Origin of the sequence: Streptomyces sp. ACA25, from assembly GCF_028200735.1 — a bacterium.
GTDB lineage: Bacteria > Actinomycetota > Actinomycetes > Streptomycetales > Streptomycetaceae > Streptomyces.
Map to the genome: position 1 here is coordinate 49,490 of NZ_JAQKPV010000013.1, position 21,414 is coordinate 70,903.

Annotated in this window: 20 protein-coding genes; 15 read left to right on the forward strand and 5 right to left on the reverse strand. The window is 70.8% G+C overall.

The genetic code is table 11. The features are described 5' to 3' along the window. Positions 1 to 61 precede the first annotated feature (61 nt). The 4 genes from lepB (PJ985_RS19005) to PJ985_RS19020 all read left to right on the forward strand — a co-directional run bounded on the left by lepB (PJ985_RS19005) (position 62) and on the right by PJ985_RS19020 (position 2,971). The gene (lepB, locus tag PJ985_RS19005) at positions 62 to 1,015 is read left to right on the forward strand and encodes a signal peptidase I (RefSeq protein ID WP_271685046.1); all 954 of its coding nucleotides are present in this window, start codon (positions 62 to 64) and stop codon (positions 1,013 to 1,015) included. Between the two features lie 59 nt (positions 1,016 to 1,074). Beyond that, positions 1,075 to 1,827, forward strand: coding sequence for a signal peptidase I (gene lepB / locus PJ985_RS19010; protein ID WP_271685047.1), 753 nt, complete (start codon positions 1,075 to 1,077; stop codon positions 1,825 to 1,827). A 13-nt stretch (positions 1,828 to 1,840) separates the two neighbouring features. Beyond that, complete coding sequence (locus PJ985_RS19015; protein WP_271685048.1) at positions 1,841 to 2,167, forward strand: DUF2469 domain-containing protein; 327 nt, start codon at positions 1,841 to 1,843, stop codon at positions 2,165 to 2,167. 144 nt (positions 2,168 to 2,311) lie between these two features. After that, on the forward strand, positions 2,312 to 2,971 hold the full coding sequence (locus PJ985_RS19020) for a M23 family metallopeptidase (RefSeq protein ID WP_271685049.1): 660 nt from the start codon (positions 2,312 to 2,314) through the stop codon (positions 2,969 to 2,971). On the opposite strand, the gene PJ985_RS19025 is transcribed toward PJ985_RS19020, so the two are convergent. The 5 genes from PJ985_RS19025 to PJ985_RS19045 form a co-directional block, all read right to left on the reverse strand. Beyond that, positions 2,925 to 3,470: a TetR/AcrR family transcriptional regulator gene (locus PJ985_RS19025; RefSeq protein ID WP_271685134.1), complete on the reverse strand. Its 546-nt coding sequence runs from the start codon at positions 3,468 to 3,470 to the stop codon at positions 2,925 to 2,927. The genes PJ985_RS19020 and PJ985_RS19025 overlap by 47 nt on opposite strands. 40 nt (positions 3,471 to 3,510) lie before the next feature. Then, positions 3,511 to 4,353: an RNA polymerase sigma factor WhiG gene (gene whiG / locus PJ985_RS19030; protein WP_271685050.1), complete on the reverse strand. Its 843-nt coding sequence runs from the start codon at positions 4,351 to 4,353 to the stop codon at positions 3,511 to 3,513. A gap of 155 nt (positions 4,354 to 4,508) precedes the next feature. Further along, a complete protein-coding gene (dprA, locus tag PJ985_RS19035; protein ID WP_271685051.1) occupies positions 4,509 to 5,687 on the reverse strand; it encodes a DNA-processing protein DprA in 1,179 nt (392 codons plus the stop codon). Beyond that, a complete protein-coding gene (locus PJ985_RS19040) occupies positions 5,684 to 7,300 on the reverse strand; it encodes a YifB family Mg chelatase-like AAA ATPase (protein ID WP_271685052.1) in 1,617 nt (538 codons plus the stop codon). Before PJ985_RS19040 ends, dprA begins: the two co-directional genes overlap by 4 nt. After that, complete coding sequence (locus tag PJ985_RS19045; RefSeq protein ID WP_271685053.1) at positions 7,300 to 7,683, reverse strand: YraN family protein; 384 nt, start codon at positions 7,681 to 7,683, stop codon at positions 7,300 to 7,302. Before PJ985_RS19045 ends, PJ985_RS19040 begins: the two co-directional genes overlap by 1 nt. Positions 7,684 to 8,040: 357 nt before the next feature. Here PJ985_RS19045 and rpsB point away from each other — a divergent pair, with 357 nt between their 5' ends. The 11 genes from rpsB (at position 8,041) to PJ985_RS19100 (ending at position 21,351) form a co-directional block, all read left to right on the forward strand. Then, a complete protein-coding gene (gene rpsB / locus PJ985_RS19050) occupies positions 8,041 to 9,006 on the forward strand; it encodes a 30S ribosomal protein S2 (RefSeq protein ID WP_271685054.1) in 966 nt (321 codons plus the stop codon). Between the two features lie 109 nt (positions 9,007 to 9,115). Then, complete coding sequence (gene tsf, locus PJ985_RS19055; RefSeq protein WP_271685055.1) at positions 9,116 to 9,952, forward strand: translation elongation factor Ts; 837 nt, start codon at positions 9,116 to 9,118, stop codon at positions 9,950 to 9,952. A 187-nt stretch (positions 9,953 to 10,139) separates the two neighbouring features. After that, on the forward strand, positions 10,140 to 10,904 hold the full coding sequence (pyrH, locus tag PJ985_RS19060; protein WP_271685056.1) for a UMP kinase: 765 nt from the start codon (positions 10,140 to 10,142) through the stop codon (positions 10,902 to 10,904). Between the two features lie 35 nt (positions 10,905 to 10,939). Continuing rightward, complete coding sequence (frr, locus tag PJ985_RS19065; RefSeq protein WP_271685057.1) at positions 10,940 to 11,497, forward strand: ribosome recycling factor; 558 nt, start codon at positions 10,940 to 10,942, stop codon at positions 11,495 to 11,497. Between the two features lie 35 nt (positions 11,498 to 11,532). Beyond that, positions 11,533 to 12,522: a phosphatidate cytidylyltransferase gene (locus PJ985_RS19070; protein WP_271685058.1), complete on the forward strand. Its 990-nt coding sequence runs from the start codon at positions 11,533 to 11,535 to the stop codon at positions 12,520 to 12,522. 74 nt (positions 12,523 to 12,596) lie between these two features. Beyond that, the gene (gene rlmN, locus PJ985_RS19075; protein ID WP_271685059.1) at positions 12,597 to 13,703 is read left to right on the forward strand and encodes a 23S rRNA (adenine(2503)-C(2))-methyltransferase RlmN; all 1,107 of its coding nucleotides are present in this window, start codon (positions 12,597 to 12,599) and stop codon (positions 13,701 to 13,703) included. A gap of 187 nt (positions 13,704 to 13,890) precedes the next feature. After that, positions 13,891 to 14,979 (forward strand): thiamine ABC transporter substrate-binding protein, encoded by a 1,089-nt coding sequence (locus tag PJ985_RS19080; protein ID WP_271685060.1) that lies wholly within the window; start codon positions 13,891 to 13,893, stop codon positions 14,977 to 14,979. Between the two features lie 117 nt (positions 14,980 to 15,096). Then, a complete protein-coding gene (locus tag PJ985_RS19085; protein ID WP_271685061.1) occupies positions 15,097 to 16,719 on the forward strand; it encodes an ABC transporter permease in 1,623 nt (540 codons plus the stop codon). Positions 16,720 to 16,728: 9 nt separating this feature from the next. Beyond that, positions 16,729 to 17,769 (forward strand): ABC transporter ATP-binding protein, encoded by a 1,041-nt coding sequence (locus PJ985_RS19090; protein WP_271685062.1) that lies wholly within the window; start codon positions 16,729 to 16,731, stop codon positions 17,767 to 17,769. 208 nt (positions 17,770 to 17,977) lie between these two features. Beyond that, on the forward strand, positions 17,978 to 19,552 hold the full coding sequence (locus tag PJ985_RS19095) for a family 10 glycosylhydrolase (protein ID WP_271685063.1): 1,575 nt from the start codon (positions 17,978 to 17,980) through the stop codon (positions 19,550 to 19,552). Between the two features lie 365 nt (positions 19,553 to 19,917). Further along, on the forward strand, positions 19,918 to 21,351 hold the full coding sequence (locus PJ985_RS19100; RefSeq protein ID WP_271685064.1) for a gamma-aminobutyraldehyde dehydrogenase: 1,434 nt from the start codon (positions 19,918 to 19,920) through the stop codon (positions 21,349 to 21,351). The last annotated feature ends 63 nt before the right edge of the window (positions 21,352 to 21,414 follow it).

A 21,414-nucleotide genomic window follows, 5' to 3' on the forward strand; every position in this document is an offset into this window, starting at 1 on the left:
GTCCGCCTCAAAGCCGGGCGGGCCGCTGACGCAGCGTTCGTGAGGAGTGATTGTGGGGGATGTGGCAGTCGGTGCACGTTCCGGAGCGGACGGTCCGGAGAAGCGACCGGTGACCTCCGGCGAGGAGACGCCCGATGAGAGGCCGCCGGCCGGCCAGGGCGACGACGGAGCGGCGGCCGGAGGGGGAGCCGGGACCGGAGACGAGCCGGGCACATCCGGGGAGCAGCCGCAGGAAGGGAAGAAGCCGCGGTCCTTCTGGAAGGAGCTGCCCATCCTCATCGGCATCGCCTTCGTGCTCGCGCTGCTGATCAAGACCTTCCTGCTGCAGGCGTTCTCCATCCCCTCGGACTCCATGCAGAACACCCTGCAGCGGGGCGACCGGGTGCTGGTGGACAAGCTCACTCCGTGGTTCGGCGCAACCCCCGAGCGAGGGGAAGTCGTGGTCTTCGAGGACCCGGGCGGCTGGCTGCCGCCCACGCCTGACACCGGAGGGTTCGGCGCGGCCGTCCAGGAAGGGCTCAGCTTCATCGGTCTCATGCCTTCCGCGGACGACAATCACCTGATCAAACGGGTGATCGCGGTCGGTGGAGACACCATTGAGTGTCAGGAGGGCGGCGCGGTGATGATCAACGGCACCGCGCTCGACGAGAGTGCCTATCTCTTCCCCGGGAACACGCCCTGCGACGACCGGCCGTTCGGCCCTCTGGAGATCCCGGAAGGCCGGCTCTGGGTGATGGGTGATCACCGGGCGGACTCCCTGGACTCGCGCTATCACCAGAGCGGCCCGGGAGCCGGCACGGTCTCCGAGGAGGGAGTCGTCGGACGGGCGGTTGTCATTGCCTGGCCGGTCAACCGCTGGTCGTTCCTGTCAGTGCCAGGCGAGTACGACGAGCTGAGCAGCGCCGTGGTGGCCGTCGCTCCGGCCGCTCTGGGGTTGGCGGGGGCGTTTCCGCTGGTGCTCCTGCGGCGGCACCGGGCGACCGCCGGTGCGCATCAGGAGCAGGTAAAGGGCTGACCACGGCCGAGCTGCTGGGTAGTGTCACGTCCTGACCACCATCTTTTCGGAGGGGCGTGATGAACGCAGCTCGGCGCCGCACGGCGGGCCCGGGCCGGCTGGGATCCCGGCTGGCCAATGTGGCCGCGGCCTTGGGCTGTGTGCTGTTCCTCGGAGGCTTTGTGCTGGTCGCCATCCTGTACCAGCCCTACACGGTGCCGACCGACTCGATGGCCCCGACGGTGCGGGCCGGTGACCGGGTGCTGGCGCACCGGATCGACGGCAGCGAGGTCCGGCGCGGTGACATCGTGGTCTTCCGCGAGGAGACCTGGGGTGGGCTTCCGATGATCAAACGGGTGGTCGGGGTCGGCGGGGACTCCGTTGCCTGCTGTGACGACGACGGTCTGCTCATGGTGAACGGGGAGCCGGTTCCGGAGCGGTATCTCGGCCGGGACCGGCCCGCTTCGCCCAGTGGCTTCGAGACCGAGGTGCCCGCCGGGGAGCTGTTCCTGCTCGGGGACCGTCGCCTCGACTCGCTGGACTCGCGCACCCGCCTGACCGAGGGCGACAGCGGGAGTGTGCCCCAGGGCTCGGTCACGGCCCGGGTCGAGGCAACGGTCTGGCCGTTGGACAGTCTGGGGCTGATGCCACGTCCCAGTGGGTTCGCCCGGCTGCCTGGCGGGGTGTCGGAGCCCGGGCCCTTGCGGGAGCTGTTCTACGCGACAGCGGCCGGAGCCGTGCTGATTCTGGGCGGGGCGGCGTACGGACCGATTGCCCGGCGCGCGGCCCGGAAGCCCCCGCCGGTGACGCACAATGAGGGAACGCGCGGCTGAAGGGGAACACGCCATGAGTGCCGAGGACCTCGAGAAGTACGAGACCGAGATGGAGCTCAAGCTCTACCGGGAGTACCGGGACGTCGTCGGTCTTTTCACCTACGTGATCGAGACCGAACGGCGCTTCTACCTCACCAACGACTACGAGATGCAGGTGCACTCCGTCCAGGGCGAGGTGTTCTTCGAGATCTCGATGGCGGATGCCTGGGTGTGGGACATGTACCGCCCGGCCCGGTTCGTCAAGCAGGTGAGGGTTCTCACTTTCAAGGACGTGAACATCGAGGAGCTGAACCGCAGCGAACTCGACCTTCCGGAGAACTCCGGCTTCGGCGACAGCTGAGCCCTCCGCAGGGCCGACGGCCCCACGGGTCCGGCGCTTCACCGGACGGGCAGCAATCCCTCCGGCGGGTGAGACAGCTGTCCACAGCCGTTCGCCCGTCCACCGGCCTCAGCCGGGTCGCCGGCGTTCCGGCAGGCTGCACGCATGATCACGCTCCTGCTGGCATTCATGTCCCAAGGACCCGAGGACGCCACCTGGCCGTTGGAGCCCCGCCCGGCCGTGGAACGGCTGTTCGACCCGCCTCCGCTGCCCTGGGCGGCGGGCCACCGCGGTGTGGACCTGGCTGCCGCGCACCGTGCCCCGGTACGGGCAGCGGCTGCGGGCCGGGTCACCTTCGCCGGCCGGATCGCCGGTCGCGGGGTGCTGACCATCGGGCTGGCCGACGGCCTGCGCCTCACCTATGAGCCCGTGACCGCGACCGTGGCGGTGGGGGACCTGGTCGGGGCAGGCGATCCGGTCGGCGTCCTCGAGGACGGTCCGTACCATTGCGCGACTCCCTGCCTCCATTGGGGACTGTTGCGCGGTGACACCTATCTCGACCCCCTGGCGCTCCTGAGCCGGGGCCCTTCGCGGCTGCTCCCCAGCACCGGTGTGCCGCTGCCCGCCGGCTCCGTCCCGGCCGGGGCGGGGAGCGAGGCGGATCCGGCCGGCCCGGGGGACCCGGCCCTCGCCGCTCCTGCGGCCGGTGCCTCCGGGAACCCGCCCCGGAGCGGCCGGCGCACCTGTGGCCGGCCGTGGACCCGCCCGCGCGGCAGGGCTACCGGGCCACCCCGTGCAGCGCCAGCCGCACGGCCGTCCCGGTGACACGCTCCGGGTTCTCCTCCGCGCTGCGCACGGCCGCGTCCACCACGCCCTGCAGGAGCACGGCCGTCAGCCGCGGTTCCTCCTGGCCCAGCTCGCGCAGTACCTCGATCACCATGCCGATGAGGCCGGCGTGGGCGGTGCGGATCTTCTCCCGGGCCGCCGTGTCCAGCTCACCGGCCGAGATGGCGACCACGGCCCGGTGCCGCCGGTCTCCGGTGAGCGCCAGCTGCCGCCGCACGTAGGCCTCGATCTTTTCCTCGGGCGTGCCGGCCGCAGCCATCGCCGCCTCGATCTCGGCCGCCCACACCGGGAGATCGACGGCGCAGAGCTCCTCGACGACCGCGGCCCGGGAGCGGAAGTACTCGTACACCGAGGACCTGGCCAGACCGGTGCGTTCGGCCAGCGCGGGGAAGGTCAGCGCCTGAGTCCCGCCCTCCGACAGCAGACTCCGGGCGGCGTCCAGCAGGGCGTCCCGCTGCATTCTGCGGTGCTCGGCCACGGAGGCCGCTTGGATCCTCGGCACCCGGTCACTCTAGAGCTCAGCCGTTCACGTCGGCCAGCTTCGCTCGCAGTTGCAGCACGGACTTGGTGTGGATCTGGCTGACCCGGCTCTCGGTGACCCCGATCACCTGTCCGATCTCCGCCAGGGTCAGCCCTTCGTAGTAGTAGAGCGTGACCACGGTCTTCTCACGGTCGGGCAGGGTGTTGACCGCGCGGGCCAGCAGCCGGCGGAGCTCGCGGTCCTCGGCCACCTCCACCGGGTTGTCGGCGCTGGTGTCCTCGAGGGTGTCCATCATGGTGAGCCGGTCGCCGTCCTCGCCCCCGGCGTGCAGCAGCTCTTCCAGGGCGACCATGTTCGCCAGCGACAGCTGGCTGAAGACACCGTGCAGCTCCTCCAGGCCGATACCCATCTCCGCGGCCACTTCGGAGTCGGAGGGGGTGCGCCGCAGCGACGCCTCCAGCGTGGCGTACGCGCGTTCCACGGCGCGGGCCTTCTGCCGCACGGAGCGGGGAATCCAGTCGAGCGCCCGCAGCTCGTCGATCATCGCGCCGCGGATGCGGGTGATGGCGTAGGTCTCGAACTTGATGGCCCGCTCCGGCTCGAACTTCTCGATGGCGTCGATGAGGCCGAACACCCCGGACGAGACGAAATCCGCCTGCTCGACATTGGCGGGCAGGCCCACGCTGACCCGGCCCGCCACGTACTTGACGAGTGGTGAGTAGTGCAGGATCAGCTGCTCCCGGAGCCGTTCGTCCCCCGTGCACTTGTAGCGGCGCCACAGCTCGTCGAGCGAGGCAGGCGCGGACCGTGGTGATGCGCCCTCCGCCGCGGCCGGTGCTGCCGGTGCCGCCTGCTGGGGCCCGGAGGAGTGCTGGGGCATGCGTCGTCCTGAGCCGTTCTGCAGTGGTCTGACCGGGTGATACGGGTTCCGTGGGAAACCCTCGTGAGCGTAGCGTGACTGAAGGGTTGCATTGCGCATCTGCTGGAAGAACAACCATGCGCAGATACGTTCCGGCCCCCGCACTGTGGTGTTACTTACCTATGCGCGACGGGATTTCCGGGCTCCCGGCGTGTCGGAGAGCCCGCAGGCAAGGCCCAGTGGTCGCCAATCCGTTCGACGAAGCCGAGGGAGTGCAGTTCGTGAAGGCGGGCCAGTGCTGCGGCCGGAGCGGTGCACGCCCGACGCGCGATATCAGCCACCGTCGCAGCCCGTCCGCCGGCCGGCAGCGACTCCAGCACCTGGGCGGTGGCGGGGGCCAGCAGGTCGTGCGGCACAGCGGGCCCGCTCGCGTACGGCGCGAGCTCTCCCATCTGCCCGGTCAGCTCGATGACCTCCGCCGCCCCGGTGACGAGGGTGCCCTCCTCACGCAGCAGCCGGTGCACCCCCTGCGACTGTGCCGAATAGATCGAGCCGGCGACTCCCATCACCGGCCGGTTCAGCCGGGCGGCCTGCCGGGCGGTCACCAGGGAGCCGCTGCGCAGGGCGGCCTCCACCACGACCGTGCCTCGGGTGAGCGCGGCGAGCACCCGGTTGCGCTGCACGAACCGGCTGCGTGTGGGACGGGTCCCGGGAGGCAGTTCGGCGACGAGCAGACCATGGTCCGCGATGCGGCCCAGCAGTTCGTGGTGCGCCGCCGGGTAGCGGACGTCGACCCCGCAGGCCAGCACGGCGATGGTGGCCCCGCCCGCCGCGAGCGCCCCGCGGTGGGCCGCGCCGTCGATTCCGTGAGCCGCTCCGGAGACCACCGTCCAGCCGCGCTGCGCCAGGGTGGTGCCCAGGTCGGCCGCGACGTGTGCGCCGTAGTCCGTGCAGGCCCTGGCTCCGACCACGGCGACCGACCGCAGCGCAAGAAAGCGCAGCGAAGGACTGCCGAGCAGCCACAGCCCGGACGGCCGGGCGGCACCGAGATCGTCCAGCTGGCTCGGCCATTCCGCGTCGCCGGGGGCGACGAAGCGCGCACCGAGCCGGGCGGCGGCTTCCAGATCATGTGCGGGGTCCGCGTGCTCGGCCCGCAGGCGGAGCCCGGCCCACCGGGCGGCCGAGACCCCGGTGAGCGGCCGGTCCCCGGTTCGCACCGCCCGCCAGACCTCCGGAGCCCCCAGTTCCGCCACCCAGCGCCCCAGCACCTCGTCGCCCGGCTCACCGATCCGGGTGAGCGCTGCCCGCGCTACCCGCTCCTCCTCCGTGACGCCGACCGCCCCGGCGCCCGTCACGGGAGGCTTCCTGCCACGCCTGCGCCCCGGTGCACGCCGGTGCGCAGCGCCAGTGCCGCGTCGACGTCCTCGGCCGTCGGCCTGGGGTGCCCGGCCAGGTCGGCCACCGTCCAGGCCACCCGCAGCACCCGGTCGAGCCCGCGGGCGGTCAGCAGCCCCCGGTCCATGTCCAGCTCGGCCCGTGCCATGGCCCGGGGAGCCGGAGCCCAGCGCGTGCGCAGCTCGTGGCCCGGCACCTCACTGTTCGTGGTCCACGGGGTCTCTGCGAGCCTGGAGCGGGCCCGCCCCCTGGCGTCCAGCACCCGCTCGGCCACCGCGGCGGTGGACTCGGCCGCTCCGGCCCCGGGAACGAGTTCCGCCCGGCCGACCGGCTCCACGGTCACCCGGAGATCGATCCGGTCCATCAGCGGCCCCGACAACCTGGCCCGGTAGCGGCGCACGGTGCTCGGCGGACACTCGCAGCCACCGCCGGCCCCCACCGCGCCGTGCCTGCCGCACGGACACGGGTTGGCGGCCAGCACCAGCAGCACACGGGCGGGCAGCCGCAGCATGCCGCCGGAGCGCGCCACCACGACGTGACCGGTCTCCAACGGCTGCCGGAGGGCGTCCAGTACCCGGGAGCTCATCTCCGCGGCCTCGTCCAGGAAGAGGACGCCGTGATGCGCCAGGGACGCGGCACCCGGCCGGGGCAGTCCCGTGCCGCCGCCGACCAGCGCGGCCATCGAGGCGGAATGATGCGGCGCGCAGTACGGCGGCCGTTCGACCAGCGGCTTTCCGGGGGGCAGGGTCCCGCCGACCGAGTGCACGGCGGTGACCTCCAGGGACTCCTGCCGACTGAGCGGGGGCAGCAGCCCCGGCAGCCGCTCGGCCAGCATCGTCTTCCCCGCCCCGGGCGCCCCCTGCAGGAACAGGTGGTGGCGGCCCGCAGCCGCCACCTCCAGCGCCCGGCGCGCGGTGCGCTGGCCGGAGACCTCCGAGAGGTCCGGGGCACGCTCCTGTGCGCTCCCGGCGGAGTACAGCGCGCTGCCGGGCACGGAGAGCCCGGCGAGCAGCGGATCGGGCCGGCCGTCCGCCGCCGTCGGCGCCTCCTCGGGAACCGGTTCACCGGTCAGCACCGCGATCAACTGCCGGAGGCTGCGCACTCCCAGGACCGAGGTGTCCGGCACCAGCGACGCCTCGGCGGCGGTCTGTTCGGCCACGATCACCTGCCGGTAGCCGGCGTCCGCGGCGGCCAGTACGGCCGGCAGCACCCCGCGGACCGGCCGGATCCGCCCGTCCAGACCCAGCTCTCCGATCATCACCAGATCGGCGACCGCCAGGGGGTCGATGCGCTCCGCGGCGGCCAGCACCCCGCAGGCGATGGCCAGGTCGAAGCCGGAGCCCGACTTGGGCACGGCCGCCGGGCTCAGCCCCACGGTCAGCTTCTTCGGGGGCCAGTCCACGCCCGAGTTGACCACTGCGGCCCGTACCCGGTCCCGGCTCTCGCTGAGCGACTTGTCCGCCAGCCCGACAAGCGTGAAGGCGGCCACCCCGGGCTCGAGATCGGCCTGCACCTCGACGAGAACCCCTTCCATCCCGACCAGTGCCACCGAGCAGGTGCGGGCGAACGCCATCAGGCCACCCCCCTGGCATGTTCCACGAGCGGGGCTCCGCGGTGCGGGAGCAGTACCCCGACAAGATCGATGCGCAGGCCGCCCGGTGGAGGTCCGCCGTGCACCGGCAGCCAGCATTCGCTGAGCCACTGCTCCGCGAGCCGGCGCAGCCGCTGTGCCTTGCGGGGGCTCACCGCAGCCATCGGGTGCTGAGGTCCGCCCGCCCGGCGGGTCTTCACCTCGCACACCACCAGCGTCGTCCGCGGCCCGCGGTCCCGGGCCACGATGTCGATCTCGCCGGCCCGGCAGCGCCAGTTGCGCTCCAGAACAGTCATGCCCTGCTCCCGCAGCCGCCGGGCTGCGACCTCCTCGCCGTACCTGCCGAGTGCTCCGCGCTGGTTCATGGCAGCACCACCTCCGCCGACGACTCTGCGGGGGCCGCGCAGCAAGGGCTGCTCCCGGTGGACGGACGGCGGGCTGGGGACAACGCCGTCACGCGTGCGGGGGACCGTCCGCATGTCGCCCGCGGCCCCGGCGGTCCCGTACACTTCAGGTGGCGATTCGGGTCACCGAGTCGACCTCGCATGCCCCGCTGTCCGGTTCTCAGGCCTGGCCTGATGCATCCCGGCGGCCGCGCATCTCGGTCCTCGGAACCACCTGGGTGATCAGGCGGTTCCCGGTACTGCGCGTCGGGGCGTCAGGAGTGTCATCCGGGCAGTCCCCGGGCGGCACTGAAACCGAGCACCATAAGGAGAACGGCCATGGCCGTCGTCACGATGCGGGAGCTGCTGGAAAGCGGCGTCCACTTCGGGCACCAGACCCGTCGCTGGAACCCGAAGATGAAGCGCTTCATCTTCACCGAGCGCAATGGCATCTACATCATCGACCTGCTCCAGTCGCTGTCGTACATCGACCGCGCCTACGAGTTCGTCAAGGAGACCGTCGCACACGGCGGTACCGTCATGTTCGTCGGCACGAAGAAGCAGGCTCAGCAGGCCATCGCCGAGCAGGCGACCCGGGTCGGCATGCCCTATGTGAACCAGCGCTGGCTGGGCGGCATGCTCACCAACTTCTCGACCGTCCACAAGCGTCTGCAGCGCCTCAAGGAGCTCGAGCAGATCGACTTCGACGATGTGGCCGCCTCCGGCCTCACCAAGAAGGAGCTGCTCGTCCTCTCCCGGGAGAAGGCGAAGCTGGAGAAGACCCTGGGCGGTATCCGCGACATGCAGAAGGTGCCCAGCGCCGTCTGGATCGTGGACACCAAGAAGGAGCACATCGCCGTCGGCGAGGCGCGCAAGCTCCGCATCCCGGTGGTCGCGATCCTCGACACCAACTGTGACCCCGACGAGGTCGACTACAAGATCCCGGGCAATGACGACGCCATCCGCTCCGTCACTCTGCTCACCCGGGTGATCGCCGACGGCGTGGCCGAGGGCTTGATGGCCCGCTCCGGCGCGGCCGAGGCGAAGTCCGGGGACAAGGCGGCTGTCGCGGAGCCGCTGCCCGAGTGGGAGCGCGAGCTGCTCCAGGGCGCGGAGGGCAAGGAAGCGGAGGAGAAGCCGGCCGACGAGTCCGCTCCCGCCGCTGAGCCTGCTGCTGCCGAGCCCGCCGCCGAGCCCACTGCCGCTGCTGAGCAGGTTGCCGCTGAGCCTGCCGCCGCCGAACCGGTGGCCGCTGCCGAGCCGGCCGCCGCCGAGGCTGCGGACAAGCCCGCCGAGCAGGTCTGACGTACCACACGTCCAGGGCGACGGCGGGCGGGGAGCACCAGCCCCCGCCCGCCGTCGCCCATAGGTCGCTGCCAGCCCCTCCGACTTCCGGGAAGAGATACACGTAACCATGGCGAACCTCACCGCCGCTGACGTCAAGAAGCTCCGTGAGCTCACCGGCGCCGGCATGATGGACTGCAAGAAGGCCCTCGACGAGGCCGAGGGCGACGTCGACAAGGCTGTCGAGATCCTGCGGGTCAAGGGCCAGAAGGGCGTCGCGAAGCGCGAGAGCCGCACCGCCGAGAACGGCGCCGTGGTCGCGCTCCTGGCCGACGACAATTCCTCCGGTGTGCTGGTCGAGCTCAAGTGCGAGACCGACTTCGTGGCCAAGGGCGACAAGTTCCAGGCCGCTGCCGGTGCCATCGCGGAGCACATCGCGAAGGCCTCCCCGGCCGACATCGGCGCCCTGCTCGCTTCCGAGATCGAGCCGGGCAAGACGGTGCAGGCGTACGTCGACGAGGCCAACGCGAGCCTCGGCGAGAAGATCGTGCTGGACCGTTTCGCCCAGTACACCGGGACCTACGTCGCCTCCTACCTGCACCGGACCAGCCCGGACCTGCCGCCGCAGGTGGGCGTGCTGGTCGAGCTGGACAAGGCGGACGCCGAGGTCGCCAAGGATGTCGCACAGCACATCGCCGCCTTCGCGCCGCGTTTCCTCTCCCGGGACGAGATCCCGGCCGACGTGGTGGAGAGCGAGCGTCGGGTCGCCGAGGCCACCGCGCGCGAGGAGGGCAAGCCCGAGGCTGCTCTGCCCAAGATCGTCGAGGGCCGGGTGAACGGCTTCTTCAAGGAGAACGCCCTCCTGGACCAGCCCTTCGCCAAGGACAACAAGAAGACCGTACGGAAGGTTCTGGAGGGGGCCGGCGTCTCACTGACCGCCTTCGCGCGTTTCCGTGTCGGTGCCTGACACCCGTCTCGCCGCGCCGTCCACGGTGGAACGGGTATCGCACCGCTAGAGTCGGGCGCGAGGCCGTCCGGCGGTGCCGTGCCCGGCCCGGACGACCGCAGTTGTGACGAAGGAGGCCATTGCCGCGCAGGGGACCGCAAGGATCCACCGGCAATGGCCTCCTTCGCATGTGCATGAGGAGATCTCCATGAATCAGGACACCGAAGCCCGGACGCCCGGAAGGGACGGCGCACCCCGTCGCTTCCTCCTCAAGCTCTCGGGGGAGGCATTCGCAGGCGGAGGAGGCCTTGGTGTCGACCCCGATGTGGTGCACAAGGTCGGCCGGGAGATCGCGGCCGTCGTGCGGGACGGCGCCGAGATCGCCGTGGTGCTGGGTGGCGGCAACTTCTTCCGCGGTGCCGAGCTCCAGCAGCGCGGAATGGACCGGGCCCGCTCGGACTACATGGGCATGCTGGGCACGGTGATGAACTGCCTGGCCCTCCAGGATTTCCTGGAGAAGGAAGGCATCGACTCCCGGGTGCAGACCGCCATCACGATGGGGCAGGTCGCGGAGCCCTACATCCCGCTCCGGGCCGTACGGCATCTGGAGAAGGGCCGCGTGGTCATCTTCGGCGCGGGCATGGGGATGCCCTACTTCTCCACCGACACCACGGCCGCCCAGCGGGCCCTGGAGATCCACGCCGAGGCCCTGCTGATGGGCAAGAACGGCGTGGACGGGGTCTACGACTCCGACCCCGCGAAGAACACCGATGCGGTGAAGTTCGATGCCCTCGACTACAGCGAGGTCATCACCCGGGACCTCAAGGTCGCGGACTCCACGGCCATCACCCTGTGCCGGGACAACGGTCTTCCGATACTGGTCTTCGAACTCCTCGTGGAGGGCAATATCGCGCGCGCGGTGAAGGGTGAGAAGATCGGCACGCTGGTGAACACCCAGGGCAGGCGGGCCTGAACAGGTCCGCCCCACACACGAATCAGGAGCACGTGGTGATCGAAGAAGCCCTCCTCGAGGCCGAGGAGAAGATGGAAAAGGCCGTCGTGGTCGCCAAAGAGGATTTCGCCGCGATCCGCACCGGCCGCGCCCACCCGGCGATGTTCAACAAGATCGTCGCCGAGTACTACGGCGCCATGACGCCCATCAATCAGCTCGCGTCGTTCTCGGTGCCGGAGCCCCGGATGGCGGTGGTCACCCCGTTCGACAAGAGCGCGCTGCGGAATATCGAGCAGGCGATCCGTGACTCCGACCTGGGCGTCAACCCCAGCAACGACGGCAATATCATCCGGGTGAACTTCCCGGAGCTGACCGAGGAACGCCGCCGCGAGTTCATCAAGGTGGCCAAGTCCAAGGGTGAGGACGCCAAGATCTCCATCCGGGGCGTCCGCCGGAAGGCCAAGGAAGCGATCGACCGGGCCGTCAAGGAGGGCGAGGTCGGTGAGGACGAGGGGCGCCGGGGTGAGAAGGAGCTCGACGACACCACGGCCAAGTACGTCGCCCAGGTGGACGAGCTGCTCAAGCACAAGGAAGCCGAGCTGCTCGAGGTCTGAGCCGGCCGGGGCGGACGAACGAACGGAACGAATGCGTGAACGAGTCATCCTGGGGTCCGCCTCCGCCTGCCGGTAACCGGGAGGCCCCGGGCACAGGGGAGGGCACGGGGCATACGACTCGGACGCGTCGCGGCCCCGGCGCGCCCGGAGCCGACGGAAGCAGACCGGACGACCAGGAGAGCAGCAGACCCGTGAACCCTCCGTCCGGCAAGAAGCGGGCCGGCCGCGACCTCCGGGCGGCAGTCGGTGTCGGCGCAGGGCTCGGTGCCCTGATCCTCGCGTCGCTCTTCGTCCACAAAGCAGTCTTCGTCGGTGTGATCGCCGTGGCCGTGGCCATCGGCGTGTGGGAGCTCACCACCCGCTTCGCCGAGGCCAAGGGGATCCACGTCCCGCTGGTCCCGCCGGTGGCGGGGGGTGCGGCGACAGTGGTCGCCGGTTACCTGCAAGGGCCGCAGGGCGCCGGCGCGGCTCTGGGGCTCACGGTGCTCGCGCTGCTGGTCTGGCGGATGAGCGCGCCGCCGGAGAACTACCTGCGGGACGTCACCGCCGGAGTCTTCGCGGTGTTCTACGTGCCGTTCCTGGCCACCTTCGTGGCGCTGATACTCACCGCGGACGACGGTCCGCAGCGCGTGCTGACCTTCCTGCTGCTCACCGTCGTCAGCGACACCGGCGCGTACGCGGTCGGCTGGCGCTTCGGCCGGAAGAAGCTCGCCCCCCGCATCAGCCCGGGCAAGACCCGTGAAGGGCTGGCCGGAGCCGTTCTGTTCGCCATGACGGCGGGGGCGCTCTGCATGGAGTTCCTGATCGACCAGGGCACCTGGTGGCAGGGGCTGCTGCTGGGCCTCGCGGTCGCGGTCACCGCGACTCTCGGCGACCTGGGTGAATCCATGATCAAGCGGGACCTGGGCATCAAGGACATGGGAACGCTGCTTCCCGGACACGGCGGGATCATGGACCGGCTGGATTCGGTGCTGCCCACCGCACCCGTCGCCTGGCTGCTGTTCCTGGTGTTCGTCGGCGGGTGACCGGGTGACCGGTGTCTCGGCCGCCGTCCACCACGGAACGGACCGCCGCCGCGGTCTGCGACACTGGTGAGGTTATGCCTGTACCCGGAGAACTCACCTTTGCCGCCCCGCGCGGGGCCAAGAAGCCGCCGCGGCACCTCGCGGACCTCAGCCCTGCTGAGCGCCGCGAAGCGGTCACCGCACTCGGCGAGAAGCCTTTCCGCGCGAAGCAGTTGTCGCAGCACTACTTCGCGCGGTTCGCCGACGATCCCGAATCCTGGTCCGACATCCCGGCCGGCTCCCGGGAACGGCTGGCCGCGGAGCTGATGCCGCGGCTGATGAGTGTGGTGCGGCACATCAGCTGCGACGACGACGCCACCCGCAAGACGCTGTGGCGCCTGCACGACGGGACGCTGGTGGAGTCCGTCCTGATGCGGTACCCGGACCGGGTCACCATGTGCATCTCCTCGCAGGCCGGCTGCGGGATGAACTGCCCGTTCTGTGCGACCGGCCAGGCAGGGCTCGACCGCAACCTCTCCACCGCCGAGATCGTCCACCAGATCGTGGACGGCATGCGGGCGCTGCGTGACGGTGAGGTCCCCGGGGGCGCCACCAGACTTTCCAATATCGTCTTCATGGGGATGGGTGAGCCGCTCGCCAACTACCGGCGGGTGGTCGGCGCCATCCGCCGGCTCACCGACCCGGCGCCGGACGGCCTCGGGCTCTCCCAGCGGGGGATCACCGTGTCCACCGTGGGTCTGGTCCCGGCCGTCAACCGGCTCGCCGACGAAGGGCTGAAGTGCCGGCTCGCGGTGTCGCTGCACGCCCCGGACGACGAGCTGCGCGACACCCTGGTCCCGGTCAACACCCGCTGGAAGGTCCGCGAGGTACTGGACGCCGCCTGGCGTTACGCGGACCTCTCCGGGCGCCGGGTCTCCATCGAGTACGCGCTGATCCGGGACATCAACGACCAGGCATGGCGAGCCGACCTGCTCGGCCGGCTGCTCAAGGGGCACCGGGCGCACGTCAACCTCATCCCGCTGAACCCCACCCCCGGTTCCCGCTGGACCGCCTCCCGTCCGGAGGACGAGCGGGCGTTCGTCGAGGCGCTCCAGGCACGCGGCGTGCCCGTCACGGTGCGGGACACCCGGGGCCAGGAGATCGACGGAGCATGCGGTCAGCTGGCGGCGACCGAGCGCTGACCGGCGTGGAGAGGCCGTGCGCTATCGTGGTGCCGAACATATGAACACTCCGACAGGGGAGCGCTCGCAGCGCTGAGAGTGCGGCAACGTGCCGCAGACCCTCGAACCTCGCCCAGGTCATGCTGGGTAGGAAGTTCGGCGCCACTCTCGTGCTGCCCGCGCACGCCTGGATGAACAAAGGCAGCAGATGAAGCGCACCACGACCACCGCTCTCGCCGCCGCGCTGGGCGTGGTGATGCTTGCCGCCTGTTCCGGCAGCGATGACACCGGCCCGGCCGACGGAGCCGCCGCCCCGGAAGGCGGTGAGACGGTCACCCTCGTCACCCACAACTCCTTCGCGGTCTCGGACGACGCGCTGCAGCAGTTCAGTGACGAGACCGACTACCGAGTGAAGATCCTGCGGGTGGGTGACGGCGGTGTGCTGGTCAACCAGGCGGTGCTGACGGCTGGAAACCCGCAGGGGGACGTGCTGTTCGGCGTGGACAACACCCTCCTCTCCCGGGCTCTCGATGCCGGTCTGTTCGTTCCCCATGAGGCGGCCGGCCTCGACCAGGTTCCCGAGGAGCTTCAGCTGGACTCGGGCGAGCACCGGGTGACCCCCGTCGACACCGGGGACATCTGCGTCAACTACGACCGCGCCTGGTTCGAGGAGCGGGACCTGGCCCCGCCGGAAACCTTCGAGGAGCTGGCCGACCCGGCCTACCGGGATCTGCTCGTCGTCCAGAACCCCGCCACTTCCACTCCCGGTCTGGGCTTCCTGCTGGGGACCGCCGCGGAGTACGGCGACGACGGCTGGCAGGACTACTGGCAGCAGCTCGCCGACAACGGGGTGGAGGTCGTCGAAGGCTGGGAGCAGGCCTATTACGAGCACTTCTCCGGTTCCGGCGGCAGTGAGGGCGACCGGCCGCTGGTCGTTTCCTACGCGTCGAGCCCACCCGCCGAGGTGCTCTACGGCTCGGAGGAGAACCCCGAGCAGGCTCCCACCGGCGTGTCGACCGGTACCTGTTTCCGGCAGATCGAGTTCGCCGGCCTGCTGGACGGCGCCCCGAACCCCGAGGGCGGCAAGCGGCTGCTGGACTTCCTGCTGAGCCCGGCCTTCCAGGAGGACGTGCCGCTGGAGATGTTCGTGAACCCCGCCCGCGCGGACGTCGAGCTGCCCGAGGTCTTCACCACCTACGGGGAGCACATCGAGGAGCCGCGGACCATGGACCCGCAGCGGATCACCGAGAACCGTGAGCAGTGGGTCGACGAGTGGACTTCGCTCGTCGTCGGGTAACCACCGTTGACCACCCGGACCGTGGGTCCGCCCGCCGGCCCGTCCGGGGCCGCCGGATCGGCCCCGTCGCAGCGGCCCGCCAGCGCTCAGCGGACCGCCGCACGACGGAGTGCCGCGGTGCGCCTGGGGCTGACGGTCGTACCGCTCGTCTTCTTCGCGCTGTTCTTCGCCTACCCGGTGAGTGCGATTGTCGGCCGGGGGCTGCGGGAGGACGGAGCCTGGCAGCTCGGCCGGGCCGCCGCAGTGCTGGCCGACCCGGCCATCGGGAAGGTGCTGTGGTTCACCGTCTGGCAGGCGGCGGCCTCCACTGCGCTGACCCTGGCCCTCGCACTGCCCGGTGCCTATGTCCTCGCACGGTTCTCGTTCCCCGGCAGACGGCTGCTGCGGGCGGCGGTCACTGTGCCCTTCGTGCTGCCGACGGTGGTGGTCGGCTCCGCCTTTCTGGCGCTGCTCGGCCGCGGCGGGCTGCTCGACGACCTGTGGGGGGTGCGGCTGGACTCCACGGTCTGGGCGATTCTCCTCGCCCATGTCTTCTTCAATTACGCGGTGGTGGTCCGGACGGTCGGCGGGCTGTGGGCCCAGCTCGACCCCGGGCAGGAGGAGGCCGCTCAGACCCTGGGCGCGAGCCGGTTCGCCGCCTGGCGTCGGGTGACCCTGCCCGCCCTCTTTCCGTCCCTGGCCGCTGCCGCCCTGATGGTGTTCCTGTTCACCTTCACCTCCTTCGGCATCATCAAGATCCTTGGCAGCCCCCGGCACACCACCCTCGAAGTGGAGATCTACCGGCAGACCGCTCAACTGCTCGACCTGCCGACCGCCGCGGTGCTCACCCTCCTTCAGTTCCTGGCCGTCGGCGCCATGCTGGGCGTGCACGCCTGGAGTGCGCGCCGACGGGAGAGTGCGCTGCGGCTGGTGGACGCCGCGCACACTGCCCGCCGGCCGCGGGGTGCGGGGGAGTGGACGCTGCTCGGCGGTGTGCTGGCCTCCATGGCGGTCCTTCTCCTGCTGCCGGCGGCTGTTCTGGTGGAGCGCTCACTTGCCGGGCCGGACGGGTACGGCCTCCAGTACTACCGGGCCCTGGGCTCCACGGAGGGCGGCACCTTCGTGGTGGCGCCCGTGACGGCCATCGTCAACTCCCTTCAGTACGCCGCTGTCGCCACGCTCATCGCCCTGGTGGTCGGAGGGCTGGCCGCCGCCGCGCTGACCCGGCGCGCGGGGCGCTTCCTGCGTGGCTTCGACGCCCTGCTGATGCTTCCGCTCGGTACCTCGGCGGTGACCGTCGGCTTCGGCTTCCTGATTTCCCTCGACGCCCCGCCGCTGGACCTGCGGTCGTCCTGGATGCTGGTGCCCCTGGCACAGGCCCTGGTGGGGGTGCCCTTCGTGGTGCGCGTCATGCTGCCCGTGCTCCGGGCGGTGGACGACCGGCTGCGGCAGGCCGCCGCGGTCCTCGGCGCCTCCCCGCTGCGGGCCTGGCGGGAGGTCGACCTCCCGCTGGTGCGCAGGGCGCTGCTGATGGCTGCCGGTTTCGCGTTCGCGGTGTCCCTCGGCGAATTCGGCGCCACCGTCTTCCTGGCCCGGCCGGACCACCCCACGCTGCCGGTGGCCGTCGCCCGGCTGCTCGGCCGCGCCGGGGAGCTCAACTACGGCCAGGCGATGGCCCTGAGCACGGTGCTCATGCTCGTGTGCGTCGTCACGTTGCTGGCCATCGAACGGATCCGTCCGGTCCGTTCCGGAGAGTTCTAGGAGACGCCCGTGCCGCCATCGGAGGATTCGCTGCTCGAGGTGACCGGAGTCACGGTCCGTTTCCCCGGGCACACCGCCGTCGACTCGGTGGACCTGCGGGTCGCCGAGCGAGAGGTCGTCTGTCTGCTGGGACCCAGCGGCAGCGGCAAGTCCACCCTGCTGCGCGTGGTCGCCGGACTCCAGCCCACCGACAGCGGCCGGGTGCTGCTCGCCGGCCGTGACCAGACGGGGATCCCCGCACACCGCCGGGGGGTCGGGCTGATGTTCCAGGACCACCAGCTGTTCCCGCAGCGGGACGTCGCCGGGAACGTCCGGTTCGGGCTGCGCATGCAGGGCGTCGGCCGGCCCGAGGCGGAGCAGCGGGTGACGCAGCTGCTGTCCCTGGTCGGCCTGCCCGGATCCGGGCGGCGCGCGATCACCTCCCTGTCCGGCGGAGAGCAGCAGCGGGTGGCCCTCGCCCGGGCACTGGCGCCCCGACCGCACCTGCTGATGCTGGACGAGCCGTTGGGCCAGCTGGACCGGTCGCTGCGGGAACGCCTCGTGGTGGAGCTCCGGCAGTTGTTCCGGTCTCTGGGCACCACTGTCCTGGCGGTGACCCACGACCAGGGGGAGGCGTTCGCCCTCGCCGACCGGGTGGTGGTGCTGCGGGACGGCCGGATCGCCCAGAGCGGGAGCCCGGCGGAGGTCTGGCAGCGCCCGGCGTCCGAGTTCGTCGCCCGCTTCCTCGGATTCCACAATGTGGTGCGGTCCCGGACCACCGGTGACACGGCCGACACCGCCTGGGGCGTGGTCCCGGTGCCCGCCGGAGCTCCGCAAGGGCCGGGGCGGCTGCTGATTCGCCCCGGGGGCGTGCGGCTGACTGCGGCGGGGGCCGTCCTGCACTGCACGGTCCGGGCCCGGACCTTCCGCGGCGATCACGTGGTGCTGCTGCTGACCCCGGGAAGAGGGCCGGATCTGGAAGCGTCGTGTTCCCTCCGGGACGCGCCTGCGGAGGGTGAGCGGGTCGGCGTCACCTTCGACCGGGACGAGGTCGTGCCGCTGCCCGGCTGAAAGGCTGCCGGGCAGTGGCTCATCTCCGGCCGTCCCGGCGGCACACCGGGGCAAGTGCAACAAAAAGCCACTCCAAAGGAGTACTGACGGGCTATCAGTTCCGGAAGATGAAAGTTTTCGTCTGGACGGGCCCATCTTGGCGATCTAAATTGTCAGCCGCACGACCGACCGGATTGCCAGCGTCACCTTCCCCCGGAGGGGCCCCCGCATGAGACGGATCCTGCCCACCCTGCTCGCCGGCTTCAGCCTGCTCGTCGGAAGCCTGGTCACCGCCGCACCCGCCCATGCCGCCGCCCCGGACGAACCGCCGGAGCAATGGCGCAGCTACTGGGTGGATGCCTTCAACGAGGGCATCTACCGACCCGACCAGGTCAGCACGCTGATCGAGGACGCGCTGGCCGTCAACGCCAACGCGCTGATCGTCCAGACCGCCCGCCGCTACGACTGCTTCTGCAACCGGGCGCTCTACCCCCGCACCGACGCCGGTATCGACCCCGCGCCCTACGATCCGCTGGATGAGGTCATTGAGCAGGCGCACGCGGCCGGGCTCGAGGTGCACGCCTGGATCAACGTCAACACCATGTGGAACAGCGCGACCCCGCCGCGCTCACCGGACCATGTCTTCAACCAGCACGGACCGTCCGCCGAGGGCACGGACCGCTGGCTGAACAAGAAAGCGGACGGCAGTGAGCTGCAGGGGGCCAACGCGTACATCGACCCCGGGCACCCGGACGCCGCCTCGTACATCGTGGACGCTGTCCGGAGCATCGTGAGCGAGTACGACGTCGACGGCGTCAACCTCGACTACATCCGCTACCCCGACTTCAACGCACAGATCGGCACGAGCGACTGGGGCTACAACGAGGTGTCGCTCGCCCGTTTCCAGCAGGCCACCGGGCGGAGTGACGTGCCCGCTCCGGGTGACGCCGAGTGGACCGAGTGGCGTCGGGACCAGGTCACCAACCTGGTGCGAAGGATCTACCTGGGGGTCTGGGAGACCGACCCGCAGGCCCGGCTCTCGATGGATGCCATCACCTACGGCTTCGGACCGCAGTCCGTCGGAGGCTGGGAAGCCACCCGTACGTACACCGAGGTCCTGCAGGACTGGGCGGGCTGGCTCGACGAAGGAATCATGGACACCGCGGTGACCATGAACTACAAGCGAAACTGGGTCGCCGACCAGGAGCGGATGTTCGCCGAGTGGTCGGAGTTCCTGGCCGACAACCAGGCCGGGCGGCAGGCGGTGAACGGGCCGGCGCTGTACCTCAACTCGGTGGCGGACAGCCGCGCACAGGCCCTGGCCGCGCTGGCTCCCACCTCGGCGGGCAACACGGCAGCCGGGTGGAGCGGCTACTCCTACGCCAACCCGGGCATGACGCACGTGGACGGCTCCTGGGCGGACCGCTCGGCCGAACGCGCCGAGCTGGCAGAGGCGCTGACCACGGGTGAGGACGCGCCGTTCGCCGAGCGGGCGGCCGTGCCGGACATGGCGTGGAAGTCGGCCCCCGCCGAGGGGCATGTCACCGGCCGGCTGGCCCTGCGGGACGGCACGCCGCTCGACCAGGCAGCCGTCACCCTGAAGCCGCTGTCCCACCGGGGTGAGAGCATCACCCGGCCGTCCGACGGGTCCGGCTGGTTCGGATTCGCCCATGTCGAGCCGGGGCTCTACCTCGTCCGGGTGGACCTCCCCCAGGGGGTCGCCGGACCGTCGGTGTCCGCCGTCAAGGTCGGCAAGGGCAGGATCGCCGAGGCGCGGTTCTCCGCGTTCACCGCCCCGCGCTGACCTCTCTGTCGCCGGTCCGGGCCCCCGCTGCCGGGTGGGGCCCGGACCGGTCCCGCGGACCTCTGCCGGGTGGGGCACCGCCACGATGCCTCCGCTACGCCGACAGTGGCCGCGCGCTGACGCGGAGCGGCCGGTCCGGTGACGGGAACGGACCTGCCGGGCACGTCGGACAGATACCGCCGGATGGCCCTGAATCACCGGGGGGAACCGGAAATGATGCGTACGGAAGAGCCTCCGTAGAAGTTTGTTCCAGCATTTACGGTCTGTTGCCGAAAGATTTTTCGCCGCCCGCTCTGTCTCCCGGCGGTGGGGCCGCTTAGGCTGGGAGGCCGTACCCATCGACATGTGCAAGGAGGAGGGGTTACGTGACCACCGAGCTGCGCCGGCTGCGCAACTACATCGACGGTGAGCTCCGGGACGCCCGGGACGGGCGGAGCACGGAGGTGGTCGACCCGACGACCGGGAAGGCGTATGCCACCGCCCCACTGTCCGGTGCCGCCGACGTGGATGCCGCGATGACCGCCGCCGCGACCGCCTTCCCCGCCTGGCGGGACGCCACCCCGGCCACCCGGCAGCTGGCACTGCTGAAGATCGCGGACGCCTTCGAGTCCCATGCAGAGGAGCTGCTCGCCGTCGAGTGCGAGAACACCGGAAAGCCGCTGGAACTCACCCGGCAGGAGGAGCTGCCGATGATGCTCGAGCAGATCCGGTTCTTCGCCGGCGCCGCTCGGATGCTGGAGGGCAAGTCCGCCGGGGAGTACCTGGAGGGCATGACGTCCTTCGTGCGGCGGGAACCGGTCGGTGTCTGTGCCCAGGTGGCCCCCTGGAACTACCCGGTCATGATGGCGGTCTGGAAGTTCGCACCCGCCCTGGCGGCCGGCAACACCGTGGTCCTCAAGCCCTCGGACACCACCCCGGCCTCGGCGGTGTTCGCCGCCGAGCTGATGGGCCGGATCCTGCCCAAGGGGGTTTTCAACGTCCTCTGCGGCGACCGGGACACCGGCCGGCTCATGGTGGAGCACCCGGTCCCGGCCATGGCCTCCATCACGGGCTCCGTCCGGGCGGGGTCCGAGGTGGCCACGAGCGCAGCCAAGGACATCAAGCGGGTCCACCTGGAGCTGGGCGGCAAGGCTCCCTGCCTGGTGTTCGAGGACGCCGACCTCACGGCGGCCGTCGAAGGAATCCGGGACGCGGGCTTTTTCAACGCCGGCCAGGACTGCACCGCCGCCACCCGGGTGCTCGTGCACCAGTCCGTGCACGACGACTTCGTGGACGCCCTCGTCAAGGCAACCGCCGAGGTGCGGACCGGTGACGTCAGCGACCCGGAGTGCACCTACGGGCCGCTGAACAACCCGGCCCACCTGGAGAAGGTCGCCGGCTTCATCGACCGGCTCCCGGCCCACGCCAAGGTCGAGACCGGTGGTCACCGCGTGGGCGAGAAGGGCTACTTCTACGCTCCGACCGTGGTCACCGGGTTGCGGCAGGACGACGAGATCGTCCAGAACGAGGTCTTCGGGCCGGTGATCACGGTCCAGAAGTTCCCCGACGAGGCACAGGCGCTGGAGTGGGCCAACGGCGTGGACTACGCGCTGGCCTCCTCGGTGTGGACCAGGGACCACTCCCGTGCGATGCGCCTGTCGAAGTCCCTGGAGTTCGGCTGCGTGTGGATCAACACCCACATTCCGCTGGTCGGTGAGATGCCGCACGGCGGCTTCAAGAAGTCGGGATACGGCAAGGATCTCTCGGCCTACGGCATGGAGGACTACACCCGCGTCAAGCATGTGATGACGGCGCTCTGACGCCGGCCGCCGCGTGCGGACGCACGAGACCACCGGGTGGGCGGGCTCCTTCCGCGGAGAGGC